This is a genomic window from Pseudomonas sp. LB1P83, assembly GCF_054897885.1.
In genome coordinates this window covers 5,023,773-5,038,136 of the sequence record NZ_CM142709.1, presented here as the reverse complement: position 1 = coordinate 5,038,136, position 14,364 = coordinate 5,023,773, and the positions used below count along the sequence as shown (strand labels likewise).

The window sequence follows — 14,364 nt, the reverse complement described above, 5'->3', positions numbered from 1 at the left end:
CTGATCAAAGCAAGCGTCTGTCTCTACCATCATCTGCGCGTATGCATGATTGATTAAGAGGGTTCAGTTAATGAGTAATCAAATGAGTCGCGACGAACGCTTCCTCGCGATGGCTAAAGAACTCGGCTTTGATATCTACGACGAGAACTCTGCAGGCGGGCGTTACGCGCCGCTGATTCGGCACGATGATGAACTGTATGTCAGCGGACTGGTACCGCGGATGAACGGTAAAATCCAATACCCCGGCCGGGTGGGGCTGGAACTCAACCTGGCCGATGCTCAGGAGGCGGCTGGCATCAGCGCGATACGCGGGCTTGCACTGATCCGAGAGGCCATCGGGTCGCTGGATAACGTCAAGGCACTGCTGCGCATCACGGTCTATGTGAAATCCACTTTCGATTTTATGGACCTCAGTGACGTGGCCAACGGCGCGTCTGACGTCTTCACGCGCGTGCTGGGTGACGCCGGAAAACACACCCGAACGACCGTCGGTGTGTACCAGCTGCCAAAAAACGCCCCGATAGAAGTGGATATGATCGCGGCCCTGTATCCGTTGGCGCGGTAAATCTTTCGGGCAATAAAAAACCCCGCTTGGGGGCGTAATGCTGTTCACGGGCGTTCACATTTGTGGCGAGGGGATTTATCCCCGTTCGGCTGCGAAGCAGTCGTAAATCCGGACAACTCGGTCTGTCTGAACGGGCGCCGGGGGCTGCTTCGCAACCCAACGGGGATAAATCCCCTCGCCACAGGTTTTTTGCTCGCCTGAAGATTGTCTTAAGTGAACAACATTGCCCTTCTGGGGCGGGGCTTTCACGCAATCGTGTTACTGCGCGGCGATGCTGTAGCCGTCGAACGCGGTTTGCTGCTGAAGTGCGGTGATGATGTTCTTGCGGTTGACCGCTTGTTCGGCCCCGGTGTTGTCCAGGAACGTCTCGTTTTCAATCGCCGCGTCCTCACCTTCGCCGACGAACGTGAAGCCGAGGAACTCCAGCGCTTTGCGATCAACATTCAGGCTCGAACGTGGCGTGCGCAGCGGCAGCGTGACGCTCACGCCATCCTTGCTGATGGTGAACACTTCGAGGTCTTTCTTGGCGCGAGCCACTTTGCTCTTACCGGTGCTCGGGTTGCTGATGGCTTGGTGAGTCTGGTTCAGCACCTTCAGTGCCAAGCCGTAGACTAATTCCTGGAACGCCGGGTCGTCCTTGAAGCTGGAGAGGATCCGGCTGATCGGGAACTTGCTGCTCAGGTCTTCCAGCGCGGCAATATCGGACGCTTCGGCGTCTTTCAGTTGTTTGAGTTCGCCCATCAGTTCATAGGCTTTATCGTCGTCGAAGCTGTCGTGAGCCTGGCGAATCGCGACGCGCAGTTCGCGGATCTGGTCGCTTTCCCGGGTGGATTGAAAAGCGTCCAGGACCATCTCGCTGATGGTCTTGGCTTGTGGCACATGCTGTGAAAGATTGATGGAGTTTTCGTATTCCGCTTTGGACGACAAGGTGACTACGGATTCAGCGGTATTGGAATCGGACATTGAAATTTCACTACTTCTTTTAACTTGGGTTTAGGCGAGAAAGCACGGAGCCTTTTCAGGCCGCCTAATCTATTGGACCTGACCTGAGTTGTCACGGATGAACAGGCGGTTGGTCATCATTTTTGGCGTGGAGATGTCATTCGCTGAAGTTCCAGCGCGTTGGTCGCCGCCGCGCCACTGGCGGTGTTGTCGAAGATGCACCAGGTGGGAGCGTCGTCGGCGTGGGTCTGTAACTTTTGAACCAGTTCCCCAAGCCATGGCATTTCGTAACTTGAGTAGTAGATTCGCGGTGATCCGTGCAGTCGGTAGTAGCGGATGCCCTGCCAGGCACCTGGTAAATCGCCATTGGGTAGCGGCGAAGGATCGGCAGCTACTTGGCCAATTCGATGCTCAATCAGTAGCGCCTGCGCCTCAGGTGTTTGCCAGCTGACATGCCTGGGTTCAAACACTGCAAACCCTCTGTAGTGCGAACGGAAGGTGGTGAAGAAGGTTTCGGCATTTTTGACTTCGAATGAAAAGGAGGGCGGGATCTGGATCAGCAGGCACCCAAGCTTCTGGCCCAGATGGGAGCATTGCTCGATAAAGTCATCGATCAACGTTTCACAGTTCAGCAAGCGAGCTTCGTGGGTGATCTGCTTCGGGACTTTGACTGAAAACCGAAAGCCCTCCGGCACACTCTCGGCCCATCGTGTATAGGTTGCCGGGCGGTGAGGCCGATAAAACGAGCTGTTGATTTCCGCGCACGTCAACTGTGCCGCATACCGTTGCAGGTGAGTGCCTGCGGCGGGAAATGCCTTCCACTGTTCGCGGGGCAGGCTCCATCCGGCGCAGCCGGTATACAGGGGCGTCGTGGCAGTCATCAGCGTTTTCTCGCCTCAGCATCAGGTTCAAAGCTGTGACCACCGGAACCAGGCTATTTCCCCATCGAATTCAGGTCCATCGAGCGAACGGCCCATTGTTCTGCCGTTTGTTGATCCACCGGCAAGGAGAAGCGGAAGGTCGCACCGCGTCCCGGAACGTCGATCAACTGGATCTCGCGACCGTGCAGCTGCAGGATCCGATGCACGATCCGCAGCCCCAGCCCGCCATCACGCCGGGCACCGCCAATGTTGAACGGGCGCAGGAACAAACCTTCGCGCAATTGGGGAGCGATGCCGGGGCCGGTGTCGCTGACGGTAACTTCGATAAAAGGCCCTTGAGGGCGCAGGCTCAGTTCGATTTCGCCCCCCTGGGGGGTATCGCGCAGGGCGTTGTCGAACAGGTTGGTCAGCACGCGCTCGATCAGCCCCAGGTCGGCGCAGGCGGCTGAAACGTTAGGCGCGAAGGTGGCCTTGAGTTCGATCTGGCGCGCTTCGGCGGTGAGTTCGAATTTCTGGAAGATGTCCTGCACCAGATCGGTCAGGGAAAAACGCTCCAGCACCGGTTGCACGAAACCGTGTTCCAGCCGCACCAATTCGAGCAGTGATTGCGCCAGGCCGCCAACCTTGCGGCTTTGATCCAGGGCGATGCCCAGATAGCGACGACGGTCGGCGGGGGACAGCGTGGCGTCTTTGAACGATAGCGTTTCCAGATAACCGTGCAGCGAAGCCAGCGGTGTGCGCAGGTCGTGGGAGATGTTTGCCACCAGTTCGCGGCGTTCCTGATCCTGGCGAGTCAGCGAACGCCATTGTTCGCTGAGGCGGGTTTGCATCTGACGGAAAGCTGCGTCGAGTACGGCTATTTCATCGTGGCTCGAGGCCTTTTCTACCGGGTCCGATGCGGGCGGTGTGGAGGGGACGCCGTCGATGTCGAACTGGCTGACCCTTTCGGTCAATCGCCGCAACGGTCGGGTGATCAGGGCAAATGCGGTGAGGCCGGCGATCAGGCACAACAACGCCACCAACCCGATGGACAACAGCGCGGTATTGAGCGCGGCGCTGGTGGCACCGCGTTCGGCGAAGCGGTCGTGTTCTTCACTGAGTAACACCACATAGAGGTAGCCTTCCGGTTTGCCGTTGACCTGCAACGGCGCGGCGCTGAACACTTTGCGACCGTCGGCGCTGCGTGGGTCGTCGCCGAGAATCGGCAGCGCATCGCCTTTGAGCAAACGCTGGATGGGTGCCAGATCAATCCGCTCCCGGTGTATCCGGCCTTCGGGGGCGGCGCTGCCGACAATTTGCCCCTCGGTATTGAGCAGATAGACCTCGACACTGGGATTGACCAGCATGAGTTTGCTGAACAATTCGCGCACGGCATTGGGCATCAGGCCGTTGGTGTCCATCAGCACGGTGTCGCGGGCGATGTGCTGGGCAAGATCGCGCGACAGCCCTTGAACCACTTCCAGTTCATGCATCTTGTTGGAGCGCACTTGCATCCAGGCCGAGGTGCCACAGCACACCAGCAACAGGAGGGCGAACACCAGGGAAAGGCGTTGTGTCAGGGTCAGCCTCATGGCTGCTCCTCCTTGGCCGCGAACTTGTAGCCACGACCCCACACCGTGAGGATGCGCGCAGGTTGGGCCGGATCGGCTTCGATTTTGGCCCGCAGGCGGTTGATATGGGTGTTGACCGTGTGTTCGTAGCCTTCGTGGCTGTAGCCCCAGACCGCGTTGAGCAGGTCCATCCGCGAGAACACCTTGCCAGGCTGTCGGACGAAGAAATACAGCAGGTCGAACTCCCGCGGCGTGAGGTCCAGGCGACGACCGTCGAGAGCGACGTCGCGGGTGATCGGGTCGATGGACAGGCCGTCGGTGGTCAGGCTGCCGGCGTCCATTTTCAGGTTGCGGGCCATGGCATCGACTCGTCGAAGCAGGGCTTTGACCCGTGCGACCAGTTCAAGCATGGAAAAAGGCTTGGCCAGGTAATCGTCGGCTCCGAGCTCCAGCCCCAGAATCCGGTGCATCTCGCTGGAGCGGGCGCTGGTGATGATGATCGGTGTGTAGCGGGCCATGGCCCGTGCCCGACGGCAGATTTCCAGGCCGTCGACACCGGGCAGCATCAGGTCGAGGATCAGTGCGTCCCAGCTTCCTTGCTGCAGCAGTCGCATGCCTTCATCACCGTCGGCGCAGTGCACCACCTCGAACTGCTCATCACGTAGATGCAGGCAGATAAGGTCGGCGATGTGCAGGTCGTCCTCGACCACCAGGACACGTTTGGTCTGTTCCATAAAGCTCAATCCTTTGTAGCGCAATGGGCACATTGTGCGGGTTTTCCTCGGGGCGAGTTATCACGAATTGTTTAACTGCCCGTGAGGATTTGGCGATCAACCCAAGCCTAGGCTGTGTTCCCTATCAGGCACCTGGAATTTTGGAGAAGGCCATGTTTTCACGGCGACAGTTTCTTGTAGCGAGCGGCGGGCTGGGCGCTGCAGCCCTGGTGATCGGTGTGTTGCCAAAATTTGCCGCCCGTACTGCGCTGGTCAGCGACGCCAGTGCGTCGGAGGTGTTCGAGGTGACTCACAGCGACAGCGAATGGCGCGCCATGCTCAGCGCCGAGCAGTACGAAATCCTGCGGGAAGAGGGCACCGAGCGCGCCTACAGCAGCCCGCTGAACAACGAGCATCGCGAGGGGACCTTCGCCTGTGCCGGTTGTGATTTGCCGTTGTTTTCTTCCGACACGAAGTTCGATAGCCGCACCGGTTGGCCCAGCTTCTGGGCACCACTGGAGAAGGCGGTGGCGACTCGCCAGGACCGATCCTTCGGCGTGCTGCGTGAAGAAGTCCACTGCCGCCGATGCGGTGGTCATCTGGGCCATGTCTTCGACGACGGGCCCAAGCCCACCGGCCTGCGTTACTGCATGAACGGTCTGGCGATGACCTTCGAGCCCCAGGCAGCGTGACCCATGGGCTCTTCCTTTCACTCACTTTTTGCAGGTCGATGCTATGTGGCTGCTGGTTCTCGCTTATCTCGGTGGTGTGCTGACGATTGTCAGCCCGTGCATTCTGCCGGTATTGCCCTTTGTCTTCGCTCGCACCGGGCAGCCGTTTATGAAAAGTGGCTTGCCGCTGCTGGCGGGGATGGCGCTGACCTTCGCGCTCGTCGCCTCGTTGGCGGCGGTGGGCGGCGGCTGGGTGGTGCAAGTCAATCAGTACGGTCGCTGGCTCGCGTTGCTGTTCGTGGCACTGTTCGGGCTGACGTTGCTGCTGCCTCGATTGGCCGAGCACCTGACCCGTCCGCTGGTGGCGGCCGGCAGCCGACTGTCGGAAGCCGCGGGCGCCGATGCTCGTCCGCGTCCCGGCGCTTCGTTCCTGATCGGCGTCGCCACGGGGCTGCTCTGGGCGCCTTGCGCCGGGCCGATTTTGGGCTTGGTGCTGACCGGGGCCGCGCTGCAAGGGGCAAGCATCGCAACCACGTTGCTGTTGCTGGCTTACGCCGCGGGTGCCGCAACTTCGCTCGCCGTAGCGTTGTTGCTGGGCGGTAAAGTCTTTGCGGCGATGAAGCGCTCGATTGGCGCGGGTGAATGGGTGCGTCGAGGTTTGGGCGCGGCGATGTTGGCTGGTGTGGCAGCCATTGCCCTCGGGCTGGACACCGGGATTCTGGCGCGGGTTTCGACGGCTTCCACTGGCGGCATCGAGCAGGCGTTGGTAGGTCGGTTGGCCGGTAAGTCACCGAACAACAGCGGGGCGATGATGGCCGCTGGCGGGGCGATGAAAATGTCGGCGAAAGCGCCGGGCTCATTGCCGATTGAAGGCAACCTCCCGCCGCTGGACGGCGCCGTGCAGTGGCTCAATTCACCGCCTCTGACCGCACAGGCATTGAAGGGCAAAGTCGTGCTGGTGGATTTCTGGACTTACTCCTGCATCAACTGCCTGCGCACCTTGCCGTATGTGAAAGCCTGGGCCGAGAAGTACCGCGATCAGGGCCTGGTGGTAATCGGTGTTCATGCGCCCGAATTCGCCTTCGAGCGTGATGTGGGCAATGTCACCAAAGCCATGAAGGACCTGGGCATCAACTATCCGGTGGCGATCGACAATGACTACAAGATCTGGCGTGCTTTCAACAACGAATACTGGCCGGCCCACTATTTTGCCGACGCGCAGGGGCGCATTCGTTATCACCACTTCGGTGAAGGCGAGTACGCCGAATCGGAGCGCGTGATCCAGCAGTTGCTGCGTGAAGCAGGTGCCACAAAAGTCGCCGACGGGCTGATCAATGCTGACGCCACGGGAGTTCAACTCGCCCCGGACATGAGTGAAGTCCAGTCGCCGGAAACCTATGTCGGCTACCAGCGTGCGGAGCACTTCGTGCCTGAAACAGGTTTGGTGCCAGACAAGGTGTCGGCGTACAGCACTCCGTCGCAATTGGCACTCAACGATTGGGGGCTGGACGGTCAATGGAACGTCGGTTCGGAACACGCGACCTCAAGTGCGCCGGCCAGCCGCATCGTCTACCGCTTCCATGCTCGCGATTTGCACCTGGTGCTGGGCCCCGGCGCAGACGGTAAACCGGTGCGTTTCAAAGTGCTGATTGACGGAAAAGCCCCCGGCGATGCCCACGGTACCGACGTGGCCCCCGATGGCAGCGGCAGTGTCACCGAGCAACGGCTGTATCAATTGGTGCGCCAGAACGGTGGCGTGACGGACCGCACCTTCAGTATCGAGTTTCTCGATCCGGGTGTATCGGCGTATGCCTTTACGTTCGGTTGATAGCCCTTTCATTTGTTCAGGAGTCAGACTCATGAAAACCACTTTTACCTGGCGCCGCACCTTGTTGTGTTTGGCGGCTGCCGGCGTCATCAGCCAATGCTCGGCGTTCTCTTTCGGTGCCGCTGATGAGGCGGTCATCATCCCGCCGCCTGCCCTGGATGAAACCACTCAGGCCCACAGCGAAACTGCAGTCTTCGCCGGCGGTTGCTTCTGGGGCGTCCAAGGGGTGTTCCAGCACGTTAAAGGCGTGAAAAAAGCCGTCTCCGGTTACGCAGGCGGTGAAGCGAACACTGCCCGGTATGAGCGCGTCAGCGATGGCGATACCGGTCATGCGGAATCGGTCGAGGTCACCTTCGATCCGTCGCAGGTCAGTTACGGCACCTTGCTGCAGATCTATTTCTCAGTGGCTCACAACCCCACAGAGTTGAACCGCCAGGGCCCTGACAGCGGCACGCAGTATCGGTCGGCGATTTTCCCTGCAAACACTGAACAGCAGCGCGTCGCCCAGGCCTACATTGCCCAGCTCGACGCCGCCCGTTCGTTCAACAAGCCCATTGTAACCAAGCTGGAAACCTACAACGGTTTCTACCCGGCGGAGGAGGAACATCAGGACTTCCTGACCGAGCACCCGACGTATCCGTACATCGTGATCAACGACCTGCCGAAAGTAGCGGCGCTCAAGCAGCTGTATCCGGATCGTTATCAGGAGAAACCGGTACTGGTGAAGGCGGGGATGTGAAGCGCAGTTTGTCTATCGACTGCGTGGGCGCTCCATTGCGATGCTCGACGTTTCAAAGCCCAGGCGCGAAAAGAATTCCGAAGCGCCCTCGCGGCCCGCGCGTAGAACCCAGGTGATGTCAGTGTTCTCTCCCATGACATGCTCGACCAGCGCTCGGCCTATACCTTCACGTCGATACTGTCCGGACACGACAACCATCGACAGATAACCGTTGGACAGACCGTCGGTGATGCCACGGGCAAACCCGACAATGTGGGCTTCCTTCACGGCAAGCGCAGTACGTTGAGAGTTGCCGATCAACTGCGCAAAATGTTCAGTTGATCCCAGGCGGTGAGCCCATCCGTTCTGCTCAAGAAAAAGCCGTACGGATTCCACTTCCGAGGCCAGTACATCGCGGACATGCAAGACGGTACTCATCCCGAAATCACATTCTTGCCCGCAATCTTTGACCGATACAGCGCCTGATCCGCCCTGGCCAGAAGACCGGTCTGCTGCTCTTCTTCAAAGCGCTGAACCACGCCAAAACTCATGGTCACGTGAAACTCTCCCACAGGCGGTAGATTTGAAAGGCCGTGGCGGATTTTTTCGGCGATGGATCTGGCGTCGGCCAGCGAAGTATTGGGCAGGATGAGGATGAACTCGTCGCCGCCCCAGCGCGCCAATAGATCGCCTTCGCGTACGCTGCGTTCCACGCTCTCGACGACCTGAATCAACGCCGCATCTCCCAGCGCATGGCCGTAGTAATCGTTGATGTTCTTGAAGTCATCAATGTCCATGGCGATCAGTGACAGCGGCTGCCGAAAGCGCTGGGCACGGTCGCATTCCTGGGGCAGGGCCTTTTCCAGGCGATAGCGATTGGCGATCGATGTCAGCGCATCGGTTTCCGCCAGTTTGCGGTTTTCTTCAAGCTGAATTTGCAACTGCTGATTGACCCGCGACAACTCCCGGGTGCGTTCTTCGACGATAGCTTCAAGGGATTGATTGCGCCGTTCCATCTCCTCGAAGAGGCGTTTCTTGTCTTCGATACTGCGGTGGGCGCCAACCATTCGCGCCACCGATCCGTCGACATTGCGTGCCAGTATGTAACCGCGATCTTCAATCCAGATATAACTGCCGTCCTTCTTGCGGCAGCGATACTCGGCTTGATAGCCCGGCGCGCGATGATTCAGATAGTCATCAAACACCGACATCACCCGAGGGTAATCGTCAGGGTGAATCACGTTTTCCCAGGTAAACACGGTGTTGTCCAGGGAGTGGACTTCGTAGCCGAGCATTTCGTACCACCCGGGATTGCGGTAGACGAACCCGGTGTTGGCGTTCCAGTCCCAAATGCCGTCACTGACCAGTTCCAGAATGGTGTGCAGCATGTCCTCGTTCAAATCCGACACATTGAATTTCAACGGCTCGATATTCGATGCTTCACCCATCACCGCTCTCCCTGCACTGATATCAAAGTGACCCGTCAGTTGGGGAGATTAGTGCATGGCGTAATGCCCCGGCTAGTGTTTGGCCCACAACTGCATGGCGAAGTCGACGAAGCGACGTAATTTCGGCAAGCGGTAGCGATCCTGGGCGTACACCAGGTGCATCGGCCTGCTCGGCAGTTGGTAGTTCTGCATCAACGCCACCAGTTTTCCGTCCAGCAAATCCTGCTCGACCAACGCGTCGGGCAACATCACGACACCCATCCCGGTTCGAGCGGCCTGATGCAGCCCGGCCGAACTGTTGATCAGCATTGGGCCTCTGACCGCCACCATCACTTCGCCTTCCGGCCCGCTCAGGCGCCATTGTTTTTCCACGGATTGCCAGTCATCGCCGACCGGATAGGCAAAGGACAAGCAGTCATGATGTTGCAGGTCTTCGGGTTTTTCTGGTGTGCCTCGGCGTGCCAGATAGTCCTTCGAGGCGCACATGGTCAGCGTGTAGTCGATGAGCGGACGGGCGATCAGGTTGGACGGTTCAATCGCGCCCAGGCGAAACGCCACGTCGAGTCCGTTTTCGAGAAGATCGGGCCGTCCATTGGTGAGCACCACGTCCAGTTTGACTTGCGGGTAACGCAGGGTGAACTCGCTGAGCGCAGGCGCGAGCTTTTCAGTGCCGAAGGTCAGCGGAGCCGTGATGCGCAAGGTGCCGCTCGGCGTGTCATGGCTCTGTTCGGCCAGACGTTCGGAATCGGCCACCAATCCCAGCACCTCCAGACAGCGCTGGTAATAAGCCGAGCCGAATTCCGTCAGTCGCTGACGCCGTGTCGTACGGTTCAACAAGCGCACACCCAGACGTTGCTCCAGCGCGCGAAGGTGATTGCCGACCATGGTCGTGGACATTTCGCACTGCTGGGCGGCGGCCGTCATGCTGCCAGCCTCTACCACTCTGACGTAAACCGTCATTGCCTGGAACAGATCCATTATCAAGCTCAGCTTTAAGATGATTGAAGTGTTACAGCGTTTATCCAACTCAGGTGGCTAACCATACTGCAAAAACACCGACAATTGATGGAGCTTGATGTCATGACCGCCGCCTGCCTGATGACCACTTACCAACCTCTGGCCCTGAGTTTCAGCAAAGGCCTGGGCACCCGACTTTGGGATCAGGCGGGTCGTGAGTATCTGGATGCGGTGGCGGGCGTGGCGGTGACCAACGTTGGCCACTCTCATCCCAAAATCGTGTCGGCGATCAGCGAGCAGGCCGGACTGCTGCTGCACACCTCCAACCTCTACAGCATCGACTGGCAACAGCGGCTGGCGCAGAAACTGACGAAGTTGGCGGGCATGGAGCGGGCGTTTTTCAACAACTCCGGTGCCGAAGCCAATGAAACCGCGCTGAAACTTGCGCGGCTTTACGGCTGGCACAAAGGCGTCGATCAGCCGCTGGTGGTGGTCATGGAAAACGCCTTCCACGGCCGGACATTGGGCACCTTGTCCGCCAGCGACGGCCCGGCCGTGCGTCTGGGATTCAATGAGTTGCCCGGCGACTTCGTCAAAGTGCCCTTCGGCGACCTCAACGCGCTGGAAAAGGTGCAGCAAGCCCATGGCCCGCGCATCGTGGCGATTCTGATGGAACCGATTCAGGGTGAAAGCGGCGTCCAGTTAGCGCCTGCCAGTTACCTGAAAGCCGTACGCGAACTGTGCAACCGGCGCGGCTGGCTGATGATGCTCGACGAAATCCAGACCGGCATCGGTCGTACCGGCCATTGGTTCGCCTTCCAGCACGAAGGCATCGTCCCGGACGTCATGAGCCTGGCCAAGGGCCTCGGCAACGGCATCCCCATCGGCGCTTGCCTGGCTAGAGGCAAAGCCGCCGATCTGTTCACCCCCGGCAGCCATGGCAGCACCTTCGGCGGCAATCCGCTGGCGTGCCGGGTCGGCTGCACGGTGCTGGACATTATCGAAGAACAGGGCCTGCTGGAAAACGCCAGACTCCAGGGCGAACGCCTGCTGGCCAGACTGCGCACCGAACTGGCGGACGACCCGAACGTCCTGGCGATTCGTGGCCAAGGCTTGATGATCGGCATCGAACTCAAACAGCCGATCCGCGACCTGACCCTGATCGCCGCACGGGATCACGGCTTGCTGATCAACGTGACTCGCGGCAAGACCATTCGCCTGCTGCCGCCGTTGACGATTGATGAGCGGGAAGTGGAGATGATTGTCAGAGGGGTTTGTCGGGCAGTGAGCGCAGCCTGAAATATGTATCTCTGTGGGAATTGCCGAGCGTGCACCGAGCCTTCGACAGTTCCTACAGGGTCTGAATCTCCGCCAGCGTAATCAGTCGTCTTGCAGAGGTTTGTCCTGCACGAAGATTATCAATCGACTTGAGTAGACGTTCAGCGTTGGCTGCGGAACTCAGAAGATAAGTTGTTTCATCGGGTGCTTCGGAGCCGGCCAGCGCGATCTTTCCACTTTTTTTGCGATTTGCTGAGTGCTTGACGGTTTGCATTGGTTTCTCTCAGTTTGATAGCGCCGGATGCTGAGTATCCATCGACTAGCCAAGGGATGTTTCCGAGTCAGATGTAATCCCGATCCGATTTGCCCGTGAGATGAATCGGGACGCTACAGAGTGTTCACGAAGGCCAAAATTTCACTTCGACTCATAAGTTTTATTTTTGAACCGCTGAATCCTTCGAACAGTTGTCGGTGTGCGGAAAACCCACTGGAGTCTTCGCGAACCCGATAACTGCCAGCCCATTCCAGCAACGCTATCAGCAACCCGTCGTTGTCTGGTCTGTTTTCTCGCAGGCGAACATTGGCAACGCAGATTTCGTCGTCAACACACAGCCAGACAAGCGCTGTTGCTCTGTGGATAACTTCGCGGACAATCCAGCCGTAAACACCTTCGATCACCCAGCACTCTTCATCGGCCAGCACCCGCGCCATGCCCAATGCTTCGGCGCGAGGGCGGGCGATGCTGCGTTCGTCTGACGCCCAGTGAACCTGATCAAGATCGGTCCACGGCACGTGAAGTTGTTCAGCCAATCGTTCAGCCAGCCAGCTTTTGCCTGAGCCAGAGTTGCCGATGATCAGGGTTCGGGTGAGGTTCATGGTGACTCACACTTTCAGTCGTCATTCTCAGGCGCAACCATCCGCGTCTTCGGCGCACCGTTTGAGTTGTGCTGATAAATTTCCTGGGGTTGTCCTTTCTCATTGAAGAACACCTGGCCGATCCCCGCCGAATTCCACAGCCGTTCACCTGCTTCAGCATGTTCAGGGATGTGCGGGATGATGCGCATGCGACGGCGTTTGGTCAGCCAGTTGAGCGGCGAGCGCGGTGAGTAGAGCCAGCGGTTGAGGCGGTCGAACCATTCGAGCAGCGAGGGTGGGAATTCGTTTTTGATGCCGCTGCTGGTGATCTGCCAGATTCGCGGGCCGGCCTTGCGGTGTCGGATCAGCACTTCGTAGACGAAGGAATAATGCACATCACCTGACAGCACCACGTAGTTACCGGGTGTCCGCGAGTGTCGGAAAATGTTCAGGATGACCTGGGCCGCGCCGCGATGGGCCATCCAGTTTTCCGCGTCGACCAGCAGCGGATAACCGCACCAACTGAACACTTTTTGTACGGTTTCGATCAGTTTGACGCCGAAGATCGGCGCCGGCGAAACGATGATCGCCGACGGGTGATCGAGCAGTTCCTGTTGCAGCTCGCTGAGCGCCTCCCAGTCCAGCAGACCCGAGGGTTGCTTGAGGTTCATCTCGCTGCGCCAGCGTCGGGTGCGGGTGTCGATGACGACCAGCGCCGGTGTCGTGGGCAGCACGTAATGCCAGTGTTGAAAACCGAGCAGCTCATCGATCAGCTCGTCCTGGACGTCGCGGTCGAGATAATGGTCGTGCCCCGTGGCACTCAACAAACGGGTTTTTTCCACGACACCGACGAACGCATCCGGGTTGTTGCCCCAGCCCTGGCACAGCATGTAGGCGAGCAGCGCGTTGCCGATGATGCGCTTGGAGAACGGGTGGCCGTAGGCCGTTTCTTCCCATTGCGCGGAAAGATTCCAGTCATCGGTGATGTCATGGTCGTCGAAAATCATCAGGCACGGCAGGTGCGCCATCGCCCGTCCGACACCCCCCAGACCGGCCTTGAAGTCATCGATGCGCGTTTGTTCAAGGGCATAACGTTTGCGTCTTTCGGGCGTCAGCACCGGTGGTTGTGGCGCGATCAGTGTCCAGGGTGTCGGCGACCAGACCAGCAGGTACATGGCCATGACTTCGGCGAACGTCACCAGATGGTTGTCGGCACTGCTGCTGGTGAAAATCGGCTTGCGCGCACCGCCGAAAAATCGCTCGCGCAAGGTTTTGTTGCTCTCAAGCGCCGGTAACAAATCCGCACGATGGTAGTAACTGGCCGGGTGCTCGTAGAGTTTGGCGCTGTCGCTGACCACCGCCCCTTCGAGGTGTTCTTCGAACAGCCCCAGTTGTGCGATCAGGGCATGAATCGCCCGCAACATCGGGCCGGCGACATCATCGGCGTACACCTGATCGCCGCTCATCATCAGCAGGGCCGGGCGCTCTGTCGCGGCAGGCGCTGTCGCCAGAAAACGATCGACGCACAGCAAACCATCGGCTGCCGGGTGGTGAGGTTTGCGGCAGGAACCGTGCAGCAACTGATCGATGCGCGAACGCAAAACAAAGTTCGGGCAACGCGCTTCGCCGTACAGAAGATGTGGCGCCCAGTCGGCAATACCGGTCGCCGCGTCATCAATCAGCAGGTCATAGTCGATCTGGGTGTCGCAGGGCAGGGCGGTCGTCAGCGGCACATCGATCAGATGAACGAAGGCATGACGGCCAACCGGGATGACTGTGCATTGCCCGGCGTCGAGGCGAATGTCGCCGACACCTTGCAGGCGTAATGTCAGCGATAAGGTCCGGGTTCCCACCAGCCAGAGCACCAGGCGCGTGGGCTCCAGGCGCCGCAACAGCGGGCCGGCGAGGACCGGTGGTAGAGAGCGGTGGCCGTCGGGGAATGGCGAAGACATGGGCAT

15 protein-coding genes are annotated in these 14,364 nt (G+C 59.2%); 5 read left to right on the top strand and 10 right to left on the bottom strand.

Translation table 11 applies throughout. The features are described 5' to 3' along the window. The first annotated feature begins 82 nt into the window (after positions 1 to 82). The gene (locus ACYZTY_RS23030) at positions 83 to 565 is read left to right on the top strand and encodes a RidA family protein (protein WP_461955621.1); all 483 of its coding nucleotides are present in this window, start codon (positions 83 to 85) and stop codon (positions 563 to 565) included. Positions 566 to 823: 258 nt separating this feature from the next. On the opposite strand, the gene ACYZTY_RS23025 is transcribed toward ACYZTY_RS23030, so the two are convergent. The 4 genes from ACYZTY_RS23025 to ACYZTY_RS23010 form a co-directional block, all read right to left on the bottom strand. Further along, on the bottom strand, positions 824 to 1,528 hold the full coding sequence (locus ACYZTY_RS23025; RefSeq protein ID WP_461955620.1) for a hypothetical protein: 705 nt from the start codon (positions 1,526 to 1,528) through the stop codon (positions 824 to 826). Between the two features lie 116 nt (positions 1,529 to 1,644). Then, on the bottom strand, positions 1,645 to 2,388 hold the full coding sequence (locus ACYZTY_RS23020; protein WP_461955619.1) for a DUF72 domain-containing protein: 744 nt from the start codon (positions 2,386 to 2,388) through the stop codon (positions 1,645 to 1,647). 53 nt (positions 2,389 to 2,441) lie between these two features. Further along, positions 2,442 to 3,959: a HAMP domain-containing sensor histidine kinase gene (locus tag ACYZTY_RS23015; RefSeq protein WP_461955618.1), complete on the bottom strand. Its 1,518-nt coding sequence runs from the start codon at positions 3,957 to 3,959 to the stop codon at positions 2,442 to 2,444. Then, positions 3,956 to 4,672: a response regulator transcription factor gene (locus tag ACYZTY_RS23010; protein WP_461955617.1), complete on the bottom strand. Its 717-nt coding sequence runs from the start codon at positions 4,670 to 4,672 to the stop codon at positions 3,956 to 3,958. The genes ACYZTY_RS23015 and ACYZTY_RS23010 overlap by 4 nt, the downstream gene beginning before the upstream one ends. A gap of 152 nt (positions 4,673 to 4,824) precedes the next feature. On the opposite strand from ACYZTY_RS23010, the gene msrB reads away from it, so the two are divergent. Genes msrB through msrA form a run of 3 tightly spaced genes read left to right on the top strand, consistent with a single transcriptional unit; the run spans position 4,825 to position 7,889 of the window. Further along, the gene (gene msrB / locus ACYZTY_RS23005) at positions 4,825 to 5,343 is read left to right on the top strand and encodes a peptide-methionine (R)-S-oxide reductase MsrB (protein ID WP_461955616.1); all 519 of its coding nucleotides are present in this window, start codon (positions 4,825 to 4,827) and stop codon (positions 5,341 to 5,343) included. Positions 5,344 to 5,386: 43 nt separating this feature from the next. Further along, complete coding sequence (locus tag ACYZTY_RS23000; protein WP_461955615.1) at positions 5,387 to 7,150, top strand: cytochrome c biogenesis protein DipZ; 1,764 nt, start codon at positions 5,387 to 5,389, stop codon at positions 7,148 to 7,150. Positions 7,151 to 7,181: 31 nt separating this feature from the next. Further along, positions 7,182 to 7,889, top strand: a complete 708-nt coding sequence (gene msrA, locus ACYZTY_RS22995; RefSeq protein WP_461955614.1) for a peptide-methionine (S)-S-oxide reductase MsrA — start codon at positions 7,182 to 7,184, stop codon at positions 7,887 to 7,889. A 12-nt stretch (positions 7,890 to 7,901) separates the two neighbouring features. Here msrA and ACYZTY_RS22990 read toward each other — a convergent pair whose 3' ends face one another. The 3 genes from ACYZTY_RS22990 to ACYZTY_RS22980 all read right to left on the bottom strand — a co-directional run bounded on the left by ACYZTY_RS22990 (position 7,902) and on the right by ACYZTY_RS22980 (position 10,294). Then, positions 7,902 to 8,306, bottom strand: coding sequence for a GNAT family N-acetyltransferase (locus ACYZTY_RS22990; RefSeq protein WP_461955613.1), 405 nt, complete (start codon positions 8,304 to 8,306; stop codon positions 7,902 to 7,904). Then, positions 8,303 to 9,316 (bottom strand): sensor domain-containing diguanylate cyclase, encoded by a 1,014-nt coding sequence (locus tag ACYZTY_RS22985; RefSeq protein WP_461955612.1) that lies wholly within the window; start codon positions 9,314 to 9,316, stop codon positions 8,303 to 8,305. The genes ACYZTY_RS22990 and ACYZTY_RS22985 overlap by 4 nt, the downstream gene beginning before the upstream one ends. 72 nt (positions 9,317 to 9,388) lie before the next feature. Then, complete coding sequence (locus ACYZTY_RS22980; protein WP_461955611.1) at positions 9,389 to 10,294, bottom strand: LysR family transcriptional regulator; 906 nt, start codon at positions 10,292 to 10,294, stop codon at positions 9,389 to 9,391. Positions 10,295 to 10,396: 102 nt separating this feature from the next. Between ACYZTY_RS22980 and ACYZTY_RS22975 the strand changes: the two genes are divergently transcribed. Next, positions 10,397 to 11,572 carry an acetylornithine/succinylornithine family transaminase gene (locus ACYZTY_RS22975; RefSeq protein ID WP_461955610.1) on the top strand — a complete coding sequence of 392 codons (1,176 nt, stop codon included), beginning with the start codon at positions 10,397 to 10,399 and terminating at the stop codon, positions 11,570 to 11,572. A gap of 52 nt (positions 11,573 to 11,624) precedes the next feature. Here ACYZTY_RS22975 and ACYZTY_RS22970 read toward each other — a convergent pair whose 3' ends face one another. The 3 genes from ACYZTY_RS22970 to ACYZTY_RS22960 all read right to left on the bottom strand — a co-directional run bounded on the left by ACYZTY_RS22970 (position 11,625) and on the right by ACYZTY_RS22960 (position 14,364). Further along, the gene (locus ACYZTY_RS22970; RefSeq protein ID WP_461955609.1) at positions 11,625 to 11,825 is read right to left on the bottom strand and encodes a type II toxin-antitoxin system Phd/YefM family antitoxin; all 201 of its coding nucleotides are present in this window, start codon (positions 11,823 to 11,825) and stop codon (positions 11,625 to 11,627) included. A gap of 113 nt (positions 11,826 to 11,938) precedes the next feature. Beyond that, entirely contained in the window at positions 11,939 to 12,427 is a 489-nt protein-coding gene (locus ACYZTY_RS22965) for a P-loop NTPase family protein (RefSeq protein ID WP_461955608.1), read from the bottom strand. Positions 12,428 to 12,441: 14 nt separating this feature from the next. After that, positions 12,442 to 14,364, bottom strand: a complete 1,923-nt coding sequence (locus ACYZTY_RS22960) for an alkaline phosphatase D family protein (protein ID WP_461955607.1) — start codon at positions 14,362 to 14,364, stop codon at positions 12,442 to 12,444.

Bases quoted from the DNA above. Each gene is read 5' to 3' on its own strand.
- ACYZTY_RS23030 (WP_461955621.1), top strand. From the start codon at position 83: ATGAGTCGCGACGAACGCTTCCTCGCGATGGCTAAAGAACTCGGCTTT.
- ACYZTY_RS23025 (WP_461955620.1), bottom strand. From the start codon at position 1,528: ATGTCCGATTCCAATACCGCTGAATCCGTAGTCACCTTGTCGTCCAAA.
- ACYZTY_RS23020 (WP_461955619.1), bottom strand. From the start codon at position 2,388: ATGACTGCCACGACGCCCCTGTATACCGGCTGCGCCGGATGGAGCCTG.
- ACYZTY_RS23015 (WP_461955618.1), bottom strand. From the start codon at position 3,959: ATGAGGCTGACCCTGACACAACGCCTTTCCCTGGTGTTCGCCCTCCTG.
- ACYZTY_RS23010 (WP_461955617.1), bottom strand. From the start codon at position 4,672: ATGGAACAGACCAAACGTGTCCTGGTGGTCGAGGACGACCTGCACATC.
- msrB (WP_461955616.1), top strand. From the start codon at position 4,825: ATGTTTTCACGGCGACAGTTTCTTGTAGCGAGCGGCGGGCTGGGCGCT.
- ACYZTY_RS23000 (WP_461955615.1), top strand. From the start codon at position 5,387: ATGTGGCTGCTGGTTCTCGCTTATCTCGGTGGTGTGCTGACGATTGTC.
- msrA (WP_461955614.1), top strand. From the start codon at position 7,182: ATGAAAACCACTTTTACCTGGCGCCGCACCTTGTTGTGTTTGGCGGCT.
- ACYZTY_RS22990 (WP_461955613.1), bottom strand. From the start codon at position 8,306: ATGAGTACCGTCTTGCATGTCCGCGATGTACTGGCCTCGGAAGTGGAA.
- ACYZTY_RS22985 (WP_461955612.1), bottom strand. From the start codon at position 9,316: ATGGGTGAAGCATCGAATATCGAGCCGTTGAAATTCAATGTGTCGGAT.
- ACYZTY_RS22980 (WP_461955611.1), bottom strand. From the start codon at position 10,294: ATGGATCTGTTCCAGGCAATGACGGTTTACGTCAGAGTGGTAGAGGCT.
- ACYZTY_RS22975 (WP_461955610.1), top strand. From the start codon at position 10,397: ATGACCGCCGCCTGCCTGATGACCACTTACCAACCTCTGGCCCTGAGT.
- ACYZTY_RS22970 (WP_461955609.1), bottom strand. From the start codon at position 11,825: ATGCAAACCGTCAAGCACTCAGCAAATCGCAAAAAAAGTGGAAAGATC.
- ACYZTY_RS22965 (WP_461955608.1), bottom strand. From the start codon at position 12,427: ATGAACCTCACCCGAACCCTGATCATCGGCAACTCTGGCTCAGGCAAA.
- ACYZTY_RS22960 (WP_461955607.1), bottom strand. From the start codon at position 14,364: ATGCCCATGTCTTCGCCATTCCCCGACGGCCACCGCTCTCTACCACCG.